Below are 19,083 nucleotides of genomic sequence, written 5' to 3' on the forward strand. Positions count from 1 at the left end.
TGTTGCTGGCGTCATTCCTGGCGTTGGATCTTGTTCTGCTGTTGCTACATCAAGTTGACGTTTTGCTTCAACTAAAGCACTATTATCTGCTTTATTTTGTAGTAATGAAATTGCATGTTGAATTTTCAATGAGACATCATTAATATTATTTGTCGCATTTGCAACATCAGTATTTGTTGCTCTATCATTTGATAACACTTCATTAGCTTTTCTTCGAACTGCTTCAATTTCATCATGCAAATGCTGCATTTCATTATTATATGCATTCACACTTGATGGTGTTTTACCATTAGTGTCTCCTTGTGCGTTAAGTTTAGGTAAAGCATTTCTAATGCTCGATTTATCTGCATGGGTTCTAATTGGTACATTTACAATTTCTATACTTCCATCTCTATAAGTAATACGTGTTGGTACTGTTTGCGTTGTATCACTCTGTAAATTTGTAGGTAAACTTACTCCTTCGTTTACATTAGCATGATCTTTATTATCTACATTAATCGCATTATTAAGTTCCTCATTACTAACTCTTTCACCAGGTTCTTTGACTATCTCATGAATGATAACATCATGATGTTCTGGTCCCACAATTCCAACTGTATTATGACTGAAATTATCGTCACTTCCAGCAATAGATTCTGTATTAATCAGTACATGCGGTTTTAAAGAATTAGCTTTAAATGTCACTTTACCTGTTCTAGAATCAAGTGTTACATAATCTAGCTGATTATTCATCGACCATTGATTTTGATTATTTTTAGTTACAATTAATTCTCTAGATTGTTCTGTACTATTACCAATTTTTTCTACATAGCTAATTTTAACTTTATCTGTAGGATTTTTTGTTGTTGATGCATTAGCATTGTTTGGAATAACTTCGAACTCACCATTTTGTTTAAATACAAATGTTGTGTTAGATGGTGTTGCTGGCTTAACTTTGTAAGTCGCACTTATAGCAGCTTCACTTGTCAATTCTCCATTACCTGTCGTTGATTCAGTGTTAATCAATGTATCATTTGGAACTGACATTTTGTCATAAATAATTTTACTACCATCTGGAGAAACTGATAAACCAGGTGTGTTTATAGAATCACTAGCTTTTGTCCATTTGCCTGTATTATTTTTGACAAATGTGCCAATAACTTGATTTCCTTTTTTAACAGTAATTCTATCTGGATTTACAATTGTATTTCCAGCATTAGCTCCTAAGTTTTTACCTGTTCCTGGTGAAATGACTACATCACCAACATCATTTTGTGTAACAGTTGCTGGATTTGGAACTGCATTTGTCACTTTAAATATTGCTGTATCAGAAGTAAAAAATACATGATTTTGGTTATCTAATACTTCAAAGCTCGCTTCTTTTTTGAAAGCTTGATTTGGATGTGCTAAATTTGACCATTGTTCGTTATGAGAAGCTGTGGTATTTTGAGTCCAAACAAGATGGAAACCATCTGTAGGTAAACCATTCGCATTTTCTAATACGATATAATTATTAATATTTCCATTTCCTTCAAAACTTGTTCCTACAATCGTACTATACTCTGATTTTTTAAATTTATATTGATATTCATACACTTTTACTGGCACATTATATACGTTATTAATACCGTTATACCTTACTTCAGCAGTTAAGCTTTGAACGCCAGCAATATTATTACTTGGAGCATTATTATTTTTCCAAGTCACTGTAGCCCCATTCATATAATTATTTTCAAATGTCACATAATTTGCTGCGTCATCGCCATAAGTTAACGCGTGACCGACCACATCACGTTGTGGTGCTTTAGCAGTGGCTGGTGCATAAATGGTTACTGGAATAGAAACTGTTCTCGTTTCTCCATTACTCAATGTGACAATGGCGCGTTTAGTTGTAGTACCAATTGTGTTTTTCCATTGATTAGCATTCTGTTCCCATTCTACTCGTATGATATCTGAATTAGATTTAATGTAAGTTCTAGGATTATTTAAATCAATGTTGTCCCCTTTAACAAATTTTAATCCGCCGTCTACCGCTTCAAGTTGTTTTGTTACAGGTGAAGATGCACTTAAATCTGATTCTATTGATTCTGAACGTGTTGAGTTCACAACAGAACCACTATTATTTTGTTCAGTAATCGTTACATGATCAACCGTGATAATTGATTTAGCTTTAATATTACCAAGTGGTAATACTCCTGGAATTGTAATAGACACTGAACCATCACGATTTCTAGTCATAGTTGTATTACTCATTTCTCTACCATCTTCAGTATATAGTTTAACCTGTGCATTATGTGGAACATTATTTACTTTAATAGATTGTCCAGATAAATCAGCTTTATATTTTGTACTTAAAGCATCAATTGAAGGCGTAGTTGGTTTCACTTTAAACAATACATTAACTGGGTCTACTTGACCGTTAGGATATATCACATTAATTGTTTCTGTGAAAACACCTGGACTATTTGATAAAGGTCGTCCAGAACCAGGTGCCCAATCGAAGTTCGTACCCGATGGTAAATAATTTGCAATACCTTCTACAAATGCTCCTACATTAGATGACGAGCCTTCATTTGCAGATAAGAAATTACCATTTATTGTTGTTTGATATACTCTTTTTGGTTTCGCTTTAACTACTCTATAGTGTGCTTCTTTTTCAATGGGTGTTGTTTCACCATCAAATAAGATGTTTGCTCTTAAAATTTGTGGGACACCTACTGTTGTAGAGTTAATATCTGGTCCATTACCAATCCAAGTCACAGTAGCATCTGTCAAAGGTTGATCATTGTTTATAACGAAGAAGTCATTATTATTTGTTCCTTTACCACTTGGGAATGGCTGACCTTGTACTGTAAATAATTCTATTCCTCTGATATTAGGAATGACATGTTTTACTGGTACAGTAATGGATGTTCTTGAATTATCTGCATAAGTGATAGTCACTTCAACATTTGCATTATTACCTGAACGATGAACATTACTAATTTCTCTACTTCTTATTTCATTACTGCCCTCTGTAACGTAATTTCTATTGGTAATTGATTTCGAAATATCTAAACTGTTAAAAATAGCTTGTCTATCTGTCTCAGATAAACTTGCATTGTTACTAATATTTGCTATACGTATTGGATGTGACTCATCAGCAGTTGTCATGACACTATATTTATCTTTTAATGGTTTGATTAATACATTAAATACAGCCGTTGTTTCGTTATCACTACCATCTGTTACTTTAACTTTCACTTGTTTAGACATTGGGGTAGATACATTAGGGGCAACACCACTTAATGTTGAATGATTTAATACATTCATAGGTATTTGACTGTCATTAGGTACAGTAACATTTTTAATACCAAAGTTATCAGTTAATGTAAGTGTATTTCTGAAAGTTTCTCCTGAAAATACAACATGATCATTATAATTATCTAATACAATATTTGGCGTTACTTTATCAGTTGGTACAAATACGATATTAATCACATTGTCTGTTGATGACATTGATTGTCCAAGGCGTTCAATATAGCTTTTTGCACCATAAGGCGTTAAATACAATTGTTGTTTATCTACCGCACCCATAATTCCATTATCAGTACCATTTTGTTTAAGCACTTTATCTAAATGGAAACCAGCAGCGCCATTCATGGCTGGAATATCACCACTCATCACTGTTGAATTGCTGCTTGTATGTCTATAGTCACTGCGTGCAACGGCAGAGTTGCTATATCCAGTATTGCTGTCAACTATGTCTAATACTTGAATAGGTTGACCATCATATGTAAATGGATGTTCTCCATCCGAATATATACTATTCCCTTTAGAATATCCTACAGGTTTAAATCCACGAGCTGAGCCTGATTCTGCTAATATTTTCTCTTGACCTTCTATATGGTTTCTCAACCCTGCATGTTTAGGCGTTGCTCTTAAAAGTGATAATACGTCATTGCCTGTTATTCTTCTTCCAATCGTTGCATCATAACGATAAATTATTGTTTTACCATCTGGAGACCACTCAAATCCACCATCTGTGCTTCTTCCATTAAGTTTTTGACTTGTCCAAGTCACAGTATAATCATTACGTAAATTTATCCATTTTAAGAAATCCATATGATCAAATGTTGAAATGAATTGTTTTGTTAATTCACCTTTAGTAATCGTCACTCTTACACGACTTGGATGATTACTTAAAGGTTCATCGTTTTCAATTCTGATATCACTATCATTTAGATTTAATTGCGGATTAGCAGCTTTAAAGGCATTTCTAACTTGTGTAATTTCATCATTACTTAAATTTTTAGTTGTTGAACGGTAAACACGTTGATTTTCTGCTAATGTATTGACATCAACTACGTTAACTTTAATTGTCAAACGTTCTGAACTATGGTTGTAAGCATTTAATGCATCTACGTTATAAGTATAAACACCTGCATTTAGACGACTCATTGCTTGAGCTGATGGTATTGAACTACCATTAATAGTTGTAAATGCATTATTAGGAATATCTTGTCCATTACTTAATGAGAAATATTTTCTTAAATCAGGTCCAATTGTATACTCTTGACCTTTAGCAATTGTAATAAATGCTTCTTTTGTATTTGAACTACCTGGCTCAGTATATATTGATTTACGTTGTGGTCTATATGTAATCACTTGAGTCGGATCAATGATACGAGTCGAACCATCTTTAAATGTCAAGACTACTCTACCATCATTACCAACCATATACGGGTTAAGTGTACTTAAAAATGATGTCAAACTACTATTTTTAGCTTTAAGCGAGTTAATGATATCATTTCTTTCGCTTTGCGAAATACTATTAGGATTACCCACTGTTTTCAATTCTTGCTGGCTAAATAACTGAACTGGTTTATCATCTGATAACTTTCCAATATGAAGATGATATGGACTTACATTAGTATTATTACCTGCTCTATCATGTGTTACAGGTTGAACAAGAATATCACTGTTCCATGTTGCATTATTAGAAATCGTTCCAGTAATCACTAAAGTACCTGCGTCTCCAGAAGTATCTCTATTAAATACTGCTTGTAAACCACTATTTTCAGTGATAGATGCATCTTCCACACCTGAACCATATGCATTGTCAGAAACAGGAATTGAAATATTAACGTTATCTCCACGATAATATTTATCTTGAAGGCCTCTTACGTCACCAAAAGTTGGCGGTGTAGTATCTAGTCCTACATTAATCGAATTACTAAAGTTGGATTGCACTGGATCTTCATAGTATGTAATTGCTCTAATAACCCCATTATTAGGTAAAGGATTAGTATAATCACTTTCTTCAAATGTCACCGTGCCATCTAAGTTTGCCATCTTTTCTGCGAGTACAGTATAGCCTAAAGGTGATGTGCCAGGACCTGCACCATCTGTACCACCTGAAACTAAACGTACTTTTGCTCTCTCATCTTGTGGTACATGTGTCACTGTAATAGTTGGTTTTTTACCACCTTTTTGTCCTAATTGTGCCGCAAGTGTTGAAATAACTGGCGGATTGGGTTTGGCAATGACTTCAAAGATTTTAGTTTCATTACCAATTCTCGCTGTCATCACATGGCGTCCTGGTGGCAATTGACCAACCAATACTTTATTTTTCTCAAGTTCTGTATTGGGTCTATCTACTGCATCTTCAATTCGTAGAGAGGGTGGATATCCAGAGATTTCCCATACATTTGCAGACTCGTTACTTTTAAATTGAATCCGAATATTTTGATGATAATCCTTACTATTACCATTAGTCACTGTATTAAGCATTTGACCTTCTTGTTGTAAAAAGACAGCATGATGTGCAGCTTGTGATTCAGGTGAATTCTCTTTATTATCGGGTGCATTATCTGAATAGAATCCAATAGATTGTTCTAACTTTGGTTTGACAAATAAATTTACTTTTTTGATTGTTTCACCATTATGGTATGCATCACTTACATTAAACCCAACAAAAATTTCAATTGGTCTTCCTGTTCTCGCAGCCTCTTTTAATTTTTCTTCAGAAAACATTTCATGAATTTCATAAGAGTTAAGCGGATTTACACCAAAATTACCTCTATAACGATCAGTAGGCACTCTAGGGAATAAACCCATTACATGATCACTAGGGTTACTTAGATAACTTGAAACATCTTCAGCATATTCGTGTGTAGCGAAATCGCCATCTAAGTAATGTTTTTTCATTATTCTACGCTCTGGCACATCATAAGCTGATTCAACATGGTCAATATGCAGTACGCGATCGATAACATCTACAATTTTAGTTTTACGATCATTATACTGTTCTAGCGGCTCTAAATATAATTGGTTATAGTTGTTGATTTCATTAAATTCAATCCCTCTACCACCTGCTGCATAATATAATCTATCTTGTGAGCTACCAGACGTTTTAAATTGAATGGTATAACTATCTGTTCCTCTAGCTTGAAATGCATAGATATGATCAATACCTTGATTATGATCTACTTGCCCAGTTAAATAACGATAAATATCGTCTCCAGCTACTTTAATTTTATTTGGAACACCTTCTCTTTCAAAGAATGTAAATGGTTGATTTTCATTACCACGTGCAAAATCCCCTAAATTATAAATATGATTAACTGAATCGTTATAGAACTCACTTCTATTCAAAGGATTTCCTTATCTGAAATTATATGCACTAGAAGTAATACCACCAGCAGAATCCCACATTCTTGATAATGCTTGATCTCTACCGTCTCCAGTACCAGATGATGATGTTTCATGACCATTTACATCTGTGGTAGTAAAACGTACTGGTCCCGTTGGCGTTTGACCTTTAGGTAAACCAAACCAAAATACCATGCCATTACGTTTAATATGATACTTATTAAAATTAATCGTCCATAAATATCCATCATTTTGTCTAATTGATGAAATTTCTGCAATACCTCTAACACTAGATGGACTCATATTTCGATAATGAGAACGTGTAGCGTAATATGGTGCACTTTTATTCGTTGCATGTAAAAACGTTCCTGACCAATAACCGGAACCATCATTTTCATTTTCTACATACCATTCTTTTTTAGCATTATTATACAAATCTGAATTCTTTTTTACTTTTGAGCCAGGTTTTGGTCTAGAGTTATGAACTACTGGTGGTGTATAAGTATTAGCAGTATTGCTAGGGGGTCTCGTCCCACCTTGTCCACGTACAGGACGTCTACTTGATCTTACAGCACGTGCTTCTCTATTTGCTCTTGTACTGATTGTACTTACTTGTCGTTGTGGTAATGAACCGATTAAAGCGTTAGCTTGTTCTATTTCTTTATATAATTCATTTATTAATGCTTGGTTTGTATTATCATTAGTACTAAAAAAGTCATTAACTTTGTCAAATGTTGCTTTAATTTTAGCAACTTTTTTATTATCAGATTGTTCTCTATCAATTTTTCGATATTCAGCGTAAGAACGGTCATAAGCTGCTTGAAGTTTATCAGCATCAATTGTTGTTAAAGTTGAAGATACTAGGGTATCATCTGATGCTTCTCTATCTTCGTAACGAGTACGGTTGTCACGAGGACTATGCCCTTCATTCACCTCGGCTAGACTATTATCATCTGATTTATTTTTTTGAGGTTGAACTTCATTATTTTCTTTTAAATCTGTTGTTGTGTGAGATGTATCTTTGTTTTCGTTTTGAGATGAAAATGATGTTAAACTATTTGTTAATGTATCTGTCGTCTGAACTTTATTTAAAGTTTCATTGTTTGCTTTTTGACTCTCAGATACAGGTGAAGCTTTGGGTTCTGTGCTAGATTGAACTTGCTTGTTACTTGTCTCATTTGAAGTTTGTTCTTGGCCTCTAGCTTTTGCTTGAATCACTTGCCCATCTTTTTGTAGTTGTTCACTGGCGTGTGCTTGAGGTGAACCTAAGAAAATTAATGTCGCAATAACAGTTGAAAAAGCACCGACTGTATATTTGCGTATACTAAACTTCTGTAATTTTTCTCGATAATTCACAGTGATTATTCACTCCTATTCTTGATGTTTATTCTTAGCTGTATAGATGCAAATGATGAAACATTTTTATTTAAAAACTATATTACGACTCAATGTTTCACAATCATTTACTATATTGTACTGAACAATAGGTGTATTTGTTCATTTATATATTATCATCATTCATTTTATATGTGTATATTATTTTATGAATATTTTATTAAATAATTTATTTAATTTATATACTAGACGCACTTCAAATAATTGTTTCAGAATTTATTTAGCTTATTAAAAATTCGCTTATCTTTTTTAATCTTGAAGCCATTACCTAGAGATTTTTATTTAGAATATTTACGTAAAGCGTAATCTAGACATAAAATAACGAACTTAAAAGAAATTTAATTTAATCTCATCTTTTTTCTTTAATATTTTTTAAACATTCCACCAGATTTTGGTTCGGTAGATTGAAATCCAAACTTCTTATATAATTGATCAGCTGGATAATCTGCAATCAGACTGACATATGTCCCTTTTTCTGCATGATTTTCAATAAATGCCATTACTTGTTTTAAGATTTCTTTCCCAAAAACTTGCCCTTGATAAGATGGATGGACAGCAATATCTATAATCTGAAATGCAGTTCCTCCATCCCCAATCACTCTACCCATCCCAATCAATGTTGATTCTTCATAAATAGTAATATTAAAACATGCATGAGGTAGTCCTTTTTGTGCTGCTGCTTCAGATTTAGGACTCATACCTGCTTTTGCTCTTAATTCACAATAATCTTTAACATTTGGTGGATAATTTGAATAATGAATCATTAAGACGTCCTCCTCTTTTTGTCTCTTTATTCTTAATTATAAAAAAAGACACAATAGGTTTGAATCTATTGTGTCTCAAATTATTATTTTAATCTCTCGATTCTTTTAAAATTGCTTGTCTTAGTAAAAAGAAAAGTAATAATAATCCAGCAAGCATTCCTGTATGACCGATACCTGCAAATCCAGCAAATGCTTCTGGTGAAAAACTTTTTCCAGTGACTTGGTAAGTGCCTTTTGTTAGCATCATTCCTACAGTAATAATGACACCAATATTGTATACAATGAAGAACCAATTAAATAAATAATAACTACTTAACTTAAATACTTTTTCAAGCGGAAGTAAAATTAAAAACATAAACATACCTAATATTAACGTATGTGTGTGAACAAGCGCTAGTTGCGTATCGCCCGTAAAATCATGTGCTTTCGTTAACTCTCTGTAGTAAAATCCACTTACAAGTCCAATAATCATATAGACTAAAAAAGCGTATAATAATCTGCGCATAAAAATCCTCCCTTACTTCAATTATTATAATCGATTATCTCTATCTTTAAAGTGACAAAATTTTGTAATCAAATCAGGTTATAAAAAATGACCTCTAGCAAGTACTAGAAGTCACTTTATTATATGTCTTATTTATTTCTTGCATGTTTAAATAATGCAACTAAAGATAAAATAATGGCAACAAGTGAAATAATCCATAATGCGATAGAACCACCTGAAGATGAGTGACTTTTTTCATCTTTTTTAGCGTTGTCTTCTTTAACAGTTACAGCATTTGCATTTTTTTCCACTTCCAATGTTGGAGCAGGATGTTCACTATTCGCTTTACCCGTCCATTTTACCTTATCTTTATTATCGTATGTCTGCACAGCTTTAAATGAATATGTGCCTTCTTCTTTAGGACTTGCTACAAGAAGTGGGAATTCGATAAATTCATTAGGACCAATGCCTTTATCTTTCGCTTTCCAGGTGATTTTTGTGATATTACCTTTTTTGTCTTTATCTAAACTATATTTATACCCTTCTACGGGTTGAATATTTGACACTTGTACTTCTTTTGGAATATCTAATTCGACTTTTTCAGTATGATCTTTTTGTTCAACAGGTACTCGAACATCCACTTTTTCATAAGATCCAGGTTCAACTACTTTTGGATTTATCGTCACATGTGCATCAGCATATTTAAATAAACCTAGTGAAAAGAAGAACACTAAACCTGAAGCAAATAATTTTTTAAACATATTTTACAATCTCCTTTTATGGAATATTAATTTGACTCATAATAACACCAACAAGTATTAAAATAATACCAATAGAAACTTCGATAATTAAAGAGACTTTATTAATTCTATAACGTTTGTTTAAGGCGCGCGTTGTTTGCATAAAGCCTAAAGCCATCATCATTAATGTTCCTACGATTTTAATTATTAATAATATTGTCCATGTTTGCATATTAGACCATATTGATAGAATTTTAGTTTCATCCATCGACATTAATATACCAGTAACTATGATAACTGCAACAGCAGCTCCATTCACTTTAAATAAGATTTCGCGTAATAAATCAACTGCATCTCGTTTTTTAGTAAATACTGAAGAAAACAAATAAATTAATGCGCCTAGCCATAAACTGATACCAGCTAAATGTAATGTTCTAAGTATAATTGACCAAACAGGAACACTTTGAGACCAAGCATGTCCTGACATACTTAAAGCTAAAATCATAATAATCGAAATAGCCCAATACCATGTTCGTTCCATATTTCTTAATACAAACAATCCACTTAGAATAATTAAAGCAATTGCGCTCAGTATATATGGGAATTGAATTAAGACACTTGGATTAAATGTTAAAACTGAATCCAAAATATCAGATGATAGAGTCATCAGATAGAGTACAAGTGACATAATATATGCCATCATCATGATTAATGATACAGCGACATGTCTAGGGAAAATATCAAATGTTGATAAATTATTTCTACGTGCAATACCGTTTAACCAATACAAACCAACTAAAATAATTGTTGCGCCTTCAGCGATATATCTAAACACACCAAACCAAAATGCAGGCGTTTCATATGCAACAGGAGTAGTATCTACACCATTGGCTGTTTTTTTACCAACTGAAAATTCAAATTGATCACTAATTTCATGACCATCAGCAGATACAGTGTGCCATTTAATTTGTTGTGTACCTTCTTTTAATTGCTTGCCTGAGAAAGATAAAGTATCTGAATGTCCTGATGTATTTGGTTTAATATCAGCAATTTTCTTTCCTTTATCATTATATATCGTTATCCCTGAATATTCGGCATTTACCGGCTCATTAAATGTTAATTTGATTGTATCTGGTTGTTTTGATACGAGACCGTTTTGTGCTGGGGTTGTTTTTTCTAAAGTAGCGTGCGCAGAAGCTATTTTTGTCATACTCGGCACGAATAAAAATAGGAACATCATCAATAACGCTATAGCTACTTTAGAACTTCGCTTTAAAATGACCATTGACGTCCTCCTATAAAAAATACTCATTTAACAATAATAAAGTAATATAACTTATTTAACAATAATTATTGTAATATATCATCGTTTATATAAATTTAAAGCGAGCTAAATAAGAGATCTTCTCCCTTATAGCTCGCTTTAATATCAAATTATTTTATTCTTCTACTAACGCTTGTGTGTCCAAGGTTAACTCATTCCTTAAAACACATGCAATAAACATTGCTAATAGTGAACAAATTGTTTTAGCGATTAATAATGACCATACAGCCCCTGTTAAACCAAACAACGCATTTAATATAAATAGTATCAGAATAGTGTTTCATTTTATATGCTAACACACTAATCCAATATTAATAATTATATTCCATTTTTGCATATCTCATTTAGTTAGATATCTAAATAATATAATACACCTTTTTTCAAATAATCAACTGCGTTTTACTCATTGCATTTTTTGAAAAATTTTTATTAAAAATAGCTGCGCCGTAATATTTATTATCATTAAGTCCTTTTTTAATATCTGATTCTTTTTTTACTTTAATCCATTTAACAGTATCAGAATCACTATCCATTAATTTATCTTCAATTGTTTTACCAATATTTACTTTATTACCTTGGATATCTATACCTTTATCATTATTTACCACTGCAATCGGTATTTGTTTTGGTTTTGGGTTAAATGCAGGATAAAACGCTAAAGAGAATATCACTAATAATAAAATAGCTGCAATTGGTGCGAACCATAGTAACTTACTTTTAAAAATATTCATTTCTACTTACCTCTCTATATTTATTGAACAATGTGTTGAATATTTAATATCTTGTAAATTATAATGAGGTTATCACTTCAATACAATAATCAATAATGATCATATCGTTAATTAATGAACATTATGCCTAATATTGTTAATTAATTATAAAGGATTGATGCAGAATGAAAGAAGATCGGAGAGTTCGTAAGACGAGGTCAGCAATTAAGTCTTCATTTATCGAATTATTAAATGAAAAGGAATTAGAAAAAATTACAATTCAAGATATTGCAGATCGTGCAGATATTAATAGAGGTACCTTTTATTTACATTATGAAGATAAATATTTATTATTATCAGATATGGAAGATGAATTTATTTCTCAAATGACATTCTTAAATCATCTTCATAATATTATGGGAAAAGATCCAGAAGATACTGCTAAAAATTTTATTAATATTATTTTAAAAAATATGCTTCAACATATTTCGGATAATATTATTTTTTATCAAACGATCTTACAATTAAATAGGAAGTCAAAACTTGAAGAAAAAATTTATTCCTTAATCGGGGAAAATATGCAAAAATATATTAGTACAAATCATGAGATTGAAGGTATACCAGAAAAATATTTTCATAGTTATGTTGCTGGTGCAACAATATCTACTGTTAAATTTTGGGTGAATGATCCCCACCGTCTTTCAGTTGAAGATTTAACCAATCATATTTTTAAAATTATTTATAATGGACCTTTAAGAATCATGGTTCAGCATCAATATAAAGCTTTAAATATTGACACAGCGAAATAAAGACTAAGAAAGGAACTATCAATTATGTTGACTGCATATAAACACTCAACTACTAACGAAATAGTTGAAACAAATATAAACCAATCTGCATCATGGATAAATGTTGTCGAACCTGATAGAGAAGAAATTGAGCATTTAATTGAACAGTACAATCTGCCAGAAGATTTTATTCGTGACCCTCTTGATGCAGATGAAAGTGCACGTATTGAATATGACGAAGATACTGGCTATTCTCTTATTATTGTCGACTTGCCTATTGTAAGTTCTACGAATCGTCATGTTCTCTCATTTGTTACCATTCCTCTAGGTATTGTGATTGGAAATGGTGTGATTTTTACAATTTGTGATGCTGAAAATGAATTTCTTGAAAATTATTCAAGACAAGATAACGTAAATTTAAAATTTCATAGTCGCTTTGCTTTAGATATTTTACTTACTATTTCAAATCACTATAACAGAAACTTGCGTCTTTTAAATAAATCAAGAATCCGTATTGAAAGAGATTTGAAAAATAGTATTACGAATAAACAACTTTATCGTTTAATGGAAGTAGAAAAAAGTTTGGTTTACTTTTTAGCAGCTTTAAAAGGGAATGATACGATTATTAAAAAATTATTCCGTTTGCCTGCAATTAAACGTTTTGAAGAAGATGAAGATTTGTTAGAGGACTTAGTCATTGAAAATAACCAAGCGATTGAAACAACTGAATTATACACAGGTATTTTAGAAAGTATCACGTCTTCGTATTCTTCATTACTTTCAAATGAAATGAACAATATTATGAAGACATTAACGCTTTTCACGGTATTACTGACACTACCTACCCTTGTCTTTAGTTTCTTTGGTATGAACGTTCCATTACCTATTGATGATAAGAGTTACGTTTCGTGGCTGGTTATCGTAGGAATCTCTTTAATATTAGTCACTATTGTAAGTATTTTCTTATGGCGTAAGCAAAAACTTTAATAAAAAAGTAACCCTTGCAATGTATCGCAAGGGTTACTTTTTTATTCTGCTGCAGCTTTGTAAGCTTTTCTTCGTGATAAAATTAAAGTGACAATCACTGCAATTATAAACGCAATAAACATACCTATGAAATAATGAAGCCAACCAGCATGAGCTGGGTTAATTGAAATAAATCCAGGTAATCCTGCAGTACCTAAAGCAATGGCTTTAACTTTGAAAAACGAAATGTAGGCTGAGCCTATAGCTGAACCTGTTATTGCACCAATAAATGGATATCTTAATTTTAAGTTAACTCCAAATAAAGCGGGTTCAGTAATACCTAAAAGAGCTGAGATACCAGCTGCTGAAGCCACACCTTTAAGTTTCTTATTATTTTTAATAATTAAGAAAGCAGCAAGCGCTGCCCCACCTTGTGCTACATTTGACATTGTAGCGATTGGGAAAATAAATGATCCACCTGTTTTTGCTTGATCTGCAATTAAAGTTGTTTCTACTGCAATAAAACTATGGTGCATACCAGTAATCACAATTGGAGCATAAAATAATCCAAAGATAAATCCACCAATTGCACCTCCAAATTCATATAACCATGTTAAACCATCTGATAACCAATAACCAAGCTGTCTAGTGATAGGTCCTACAAATAAGAAAGTTAAGAATGCTGTACTCAATATTGCAAGTAAAGGCGTTAATAAATTATCCAATACAGTAGGAATGATTTTACGTAATCCTTTTTCAATAGTTGCTAAGATATAGGCTGCCACAAGCATAGGTAACACTTGTCCTTGATATCCAACTTGATTAATATGTAATCCAAATAAATCCCAATGTGGAATAGCCTTACCCGCTTCAACTGCTTTAGGAAAATCATATGCACTCATTAATGAAGGATGTACTAAAATCATTCCTAACGCTGCACCTAAAAATGGATTGCCGCCGAATCGTTTCGCTGCACTAAAGCCAATTAAAATAGGTAATAGTGTAAACGGTGCATTAGCAAAAACATTAATCATATCTGCTAATCCAGCGAATTGACTATGAACATCTATAAATGATTTATGATGATAGAATAAATCTGGCGCTGTAAGTAGATTATTAATACCCATTAATAATCCACCGGCAACGATGGCTGGTATAATTGGTACGAATATATCTGACAACATCTTAACAAAACGTTGTAAAGGATTCATATGCTTCGACGATTTGTCTTTTACATCAGCAGTTGTTGATGGCTCTTTTCCTGTTATTTTTTCTAACTCTGCAAATACTTTATTGACTGTTCCTGAGCCGATAATAATTTGATATTGTCCTCCTGTAGAAAAGGTTCCTTTAACTACATCCATTTCAGATAACTTTTTTTCATCTATAATACTTTCATCTTTTAATACAAGTCTTAATCTTGTGGCACAATGGGCCATAGCATCTAAGTTATCTTCTCCGCCTATCGCTTCTAATATATCTTCAGCCGATTTCTTATAGCTCATTCTACTAACCTCCTATATATGAAACTCATTTTAATATTCATTATATAATTGTAATCGGTTCTAAAAAACAAAGCAATATCTTATAAATATTTTATATAATTAATTTTAATTTATATTTTAATTTAATGAAAAGGTGAAAGTAAAATAAAATTCAATGTCTCACTTCTACAATTTAACCTCACTTTGTGTTGGATATTAGTTTCTTTATGAACATCTTTGTACTAGAGCGCCTCTACTAGAGTTTAAAACTTGATCTACTGTATTTTCAATTTAATTACTACTTGCTAATACATCAAAAAACCTGGGACAACGCATGTTGTCCCAGGTTTTTTTAATACTAATTCTGACATTCTTAACTTTGAATATGTTTCGTGATGTTTAATTAAGTAAAAGTATATTTAGATGTTATGATGTAAAATTGTTACACATTAAATAGAAATTTTTGGGGAGTTATAATGATTCTAAATATAATAGTTAGCTACTGTTAATACCTTTTATATTTGCATGCATCTTTTATTCTAAGTTGCTTACTCTACGGAGTGATGTCATTTTCTCTATTTAAAATACCGTAATCGTTCGTTTCATTAAACTATTGTATATCGGTTGCTAATGCTCTAAGATGTTGTGTCTTGATATACATTTAAATAGTGATTTTAAATATATGGGGCTCATATCAAATATATAAGTAAATTCATTCTTGATGCTATATATTCAAATGATGTTGTATCGTGATGTATGTACAGAATTAGTCATTTTTAATTTCAAGTGAATCATTGTTTAATAGCTTATATCTCTTCACTCAAAATCTATATTTATTATGCATTTAAATTCGTTTCATTGACCTACTAAAAATTTTCAATAGTCTCATGCGACATTCTAAAAAAAATAATAATATTGTGCATCTATAAAATTGTTAACGTTTTCAATTAAAAATAAACGAAATTTTTTTATTTTTAACTATTAATATCTCTTTTATTTTCATATATAATAACTCTTATTATTCAAACAGACCTAAATCCCCGCTTACAAATACTATACTAGATGAGGAGACTTATTTATGAGCAGTACTCTTTTTTTACATGAAAATATTACTTCTATGCCTAGGAGAAACATCAACCATGTGCTTATATTATTTTCTTTAACTAATGAATTAGAAATGACAATCAATGGAAAGCATCACCCATTATCAAATCATATTGCAATCATTAATCAAGGTGATTTATATCAAATTAATAAAGGAAGAAATCTGATTGAGCTCAAAATACCAATGGCTTACTTTTATCTTGAAGACTCTGCTTTTTTTAATTGCCACTTTGATGCACATCTCTTACAATCAAGTCATTTTATCAAATCAATCATTTTAAATAATATAGAACATATGTACAACACATCTCATCATGATGACAAAGTTATTCCAAAGATCATACAAACTTTTTATAAAGAAGCAGTTATTAGACATCCTCATATATATATTCCAAAGATTCCTGTTGAACAGCACATCTTAATTAATATACTTACATTCATTCATGATCACATCACTTCCAATATTTCTCTACAAGATATTGCAGCACATGTACTTATTTCTGAGTCATATTGTTCAAATTTATTTGTACGTATATTGAATATTAATTTTAAAGATTATTATACAAGTTTGAAAATTAATCATGCTATTAGATTACTCATTTGTACAAATGACTCTATTACAAGTATTTCTGAACAATCCGGTTTTAGTAGTCATACCAATTTTACTAATCAATTTAAAAATTATCTTAATTTAAGTCCAAAACAATTTCGTTCTCAACTGAATCATTCTGATCCTATATCTGCGATACGACTGAAGAGTGACATTGAACCTAAGCATTTTGAATTAATCTCTCAGTTTGAAACAACTGAACAATTATCAACCGAAACAACTATCATTGATCTTGAGCAATTAGAAGCCTTTCAACATACTCAATCTTCAAATGCATTTATTCATTTTAAAAATATTAATGAATTATTCCAGTTTGTTTTTAATGATCATTATGATATCGATTTATCTTATTTACCTAAACCAGCCATTTTGATTAATGATATGAGTGATATGAATCAACATTCAATTAACGGAAACTTACTCAATCGCTGCTTCGAAAAATTATTTGAAAAAAATATCAGTTTAGCTGTCATTATCAAAAATAAATCTGAGTTCACTACTTTTTACGATTTAATTATGACGTTTCTAGAAAATAATCAAGATTATAAATGGAATAAAAAAAGTGTACGATTTATGCTCGTATTTGATACCAAGTCAATGACTATCCAAGATATTCATCTATCATATTTAAAACTTAGAAACAAAAATCGTTCGATTAAATATGGTGTTTTAGTGGAAGGATTATTACATCAGTACGAAAAGTTACAAGAAGTCTATGATACAATGAAGCGTCTTAATTTTGATTACTATTTTGTTGACATTGAAAATATTGATACGAAAAATATATTAATTGAATACCAACGCGGATTTACTCATGCAAATACTCATTTCGAAAACTACGTTCATTTTATAAAGAATTCTAATATACCTTCGACCCAATTTGTCTATAGTAGCTTATCATTACGTTGCTTTAAGTATACAAATGACGGTAGGCATCCACTTCAACTAGCAGATTTAGTTTGTCATTTAACGGCGCTATTAAAATATGGAGGTGGTATTTGCTATCACCTTTTTGAAGATGATCCAATGTTTATTGCATTATTTAATCGACATGGGAGTTTACTTCCAATTATGCATCTTTATCAATTTATTGCAGCATTTATCGATGTGCCTATCCATATTGCAAATAATTATTTAATGAGTCAAAAAGATGGAAATTACCATTTTATCTTATTTAATAAAATTAATGATCGCTACTTGTCTGACAGTAAACAACATTATCAAATACTAAATAAATTAAATGAAAATAGCTTAATCATCGTAAATACATTAAATAAAGAACATGGGACGATTCATCAATTAATGTCTCAAGATAATTTACCTGTATACATTGAAAAAAGTATTATTCATCAATTAGATAGATGCAATCAACCTAAAACAGAACTATTTATACAAGAAGAAACCAATCATCCATTTAATATGACGTTGCATCATGATGAAGTGAAATATATTTATATCAAATCTGTTTAAATTTAATTTTAAAGGGATATTAATATAATAAGGAGATGATTAGTTTGGATAAACAAAAAGTGACTCAAGCGATTGAGAAAGTTTTAAATACTTCTAAAATTGGTGTATTATCAACTGCATATAATAATAAACCGAATAGCAGATATATGGTGTTTTATAACGATGGTCTTAATTTATATACAAAAACAAGCAATAAAAGTTCTAAAGTAAAAGAAATTCAAAGTAATCCAGAAGCATATATTTTACTAGGCTATAATGAAACAACAAATAATAGTTTTGTTGAAATAGAAGCAAGTATTGACATTGTAGAAGATCAGAAAGTCATTGATTGGTTGTGGGAAACACAAGACAAAACATTCTTCGATTCTAAAGAGGATTCTAATTTATGTGTGTTAAAAATAAATCCAAAAACGATTACTTTAATGAATGATGATGATATTGATACACCAATCACAATTGATCTTTAATTTGATTGTTAATAAGAGTAGATAGAATGTATCATGAATTCTATCTACTCTTTTTTGCTTATTTATAATGCTTCATTTATATTAGTTGAAGTACAATTGAATTTTTGTGAAACTTTTATTGCAATTTAATTCTATTTTTTGTATAAATAAATTAATATATTTAAG

General features: G+C 31.0%; 9 protein-coding genes and 3 pseudogenes. 4 read left to right on the forward strand and 8 right to left on the reverse strand.

What is annotated here, in order from left to right:
- The 7 genes and pseudogenes from ebh to HMPREF2578_RS08870 all read right to left on the reverse strand — a co-directional run.
- A pseudogene (gene ebh / locus HMPREF2578_RS08845) lies at positions 1-7,968 on the reverse strand (hyperosmolarity resistance protein Ebh); the annotation flags it as partial.
- A gap of 401 nt (positions 7,969-8,369) precedes the next feature.
- Positions 8,370-8,771 (reverse strand): GNAT family N-acetyltransferase, encoded by a 402-nt coding sequence (locus HMPREF2578_RS08850; RefSeq protein ID WP_070508394.1) that lies wholly within the window; start codon positions 8,769-8,771, stop codon positions 8,370-8,372.
- 88 nt (positions 8,772-8,859) lie between these two features.
- Entirely contained in the window at positions 8,860-9,276 is a 417-nt protein-coding gene (locus tag HMPREF2578_RS08855) for a DUF2871 domain-containing protein (protein ID WP_048762145.1), read from the reverse strand.
- Positions 9,277-9,404: 128 nt separating this feature from the next.
- A complete protein-coding gene (locus tag HMPREF2578_RS08860; protein ID WP_048762147.1) occupies positions 9,405-10,016 on the reverse strand; it encodes a YcnI family protein in 612 nt (203 codons plus the stop codon).
- 16 nt (positions 10,017-10,032) lie between these two features.
- Complete coding sequence (locus HMPREF2578_RS08865) at positions 10,033-11,280, reverse strand: copper resistance CopC/CopD family protein (RefSeq protein ID WP_070508395.1); 1,248 nt, start codon at positions 11,278-11,280, stop codon at positions 10,033-10,035.
- Positions 11,281-11,434: 154 nt separating this feature from the next.
- Positions 11,435-11,593 (reverse strand): annotated as a pseudogene (locus tag HMPREF2578_RS11385) (MATE family efflux transporter); the annotation flags it as partial.
- Between the two features lie 109 nt (positions 11,594-11,702).
- Positions 11,703-12,050: pseudogene (locus HMPREF2578_RS08870) on the reverse strand (YhgE/Pip domain-containing protein); the annotation flags it as partial.
- Between the two features lie 164 nt (positions 12,051-12,214).
- Between HMPREF2578_RS08870 and HMPREF2578_RS08875 the strand changes: the two are divergent.
- Together HMPREF2578_RS08875 and HMPREF2578_RS08880 are read left to right on the forward strand one after the other, a co-directional pair.
- Positions 12,215-12,838 carry a TetR/AcrR family transcriptional regulator gene (locus tag HMPREF2578_RS08875; RefSeq protein ID WP_070508396.1) on the forward strand — a complete coding sequence of 208 codons (624 nt, stop codon included), beginning with the start codon at positions 12,215-12,217 and terminating at the stop codon, positions 12,836-12,838.
- 24 nt (positions 12,839-12,862) lie between these two features.
- Positions 12,863-13,804, forward strand: coding sequence for a magnesium transporter CorA family protein (locus HMPREF2578_RS08880; protein WP_017174948.1), 942 nt, complete (start codon positions 12,863-12,865; stop codon positions 13,802-13,804).
- Positions 13,805-13,845: 41 nt separating this feature from the next.
- On the opposite strand, the gene HMPREF2578_RS08885 is transcribed toward HMPREF2578_RS08880, so the two are convergent.
- A complete protein-coding gene (locus HMPREF2578_RS08885) occupies positions 13,846-15,288 on the reverse strand; it encodes a sucrose-specific PTS transporter subunit IIBC (RefSeq protein ID WP_017174949.1) in 1,443 nt (480 codons plus the stop codon).
- Between the two features lie 1,057 nt (positions 15,289-16,345).
- On the opposite strand from HMPREF2578_RS08885, the gene rsp reads away from it, so the two are divergent.
- Both rsp and HMPREF2578_RS08895 read left to right on the forward strand, forming a co-directional pair.
- Entirely contained in the window at positions 16,346-18,451 is a 2,106-nt protein-coding gene (gene rsp, locus HMPREF2578_RS08890) for an AraC family transcriptional regulator Rsp (protein WP_070508397.1), read from the forward strand.
- A gap of 44 nt (positions 18,452-18,495) precedes the next feature.
- Positions 18,496-18,918 carry a pyridoxamine 5'-phosphate oxidase family protein gene (locus tag HMPREF2578_RS08895; RefSeq protein ID WP_017174951.1) on the forward strand — a complete coding sequence of 141 codons (423 nt, stop codon included), beginning with the start codon at positions 18,496-18,498 and terminating at the stop codon, positions 18,916-18,918.
- Positions 18,919-19,083: the final 165 nt, after the last annotated feature.

The sequence above is a fragment of the Staphylococcus sp. HMSC072H03 genome (assembly GCF_001809305.1).
GTDB classification, from domain to species: domain Bacteria; phylum Bacillota; class Bacilli; order Staphylococcales; family Staphylococcaceae; genus Staphylococcus; species Staphylococcus hominis.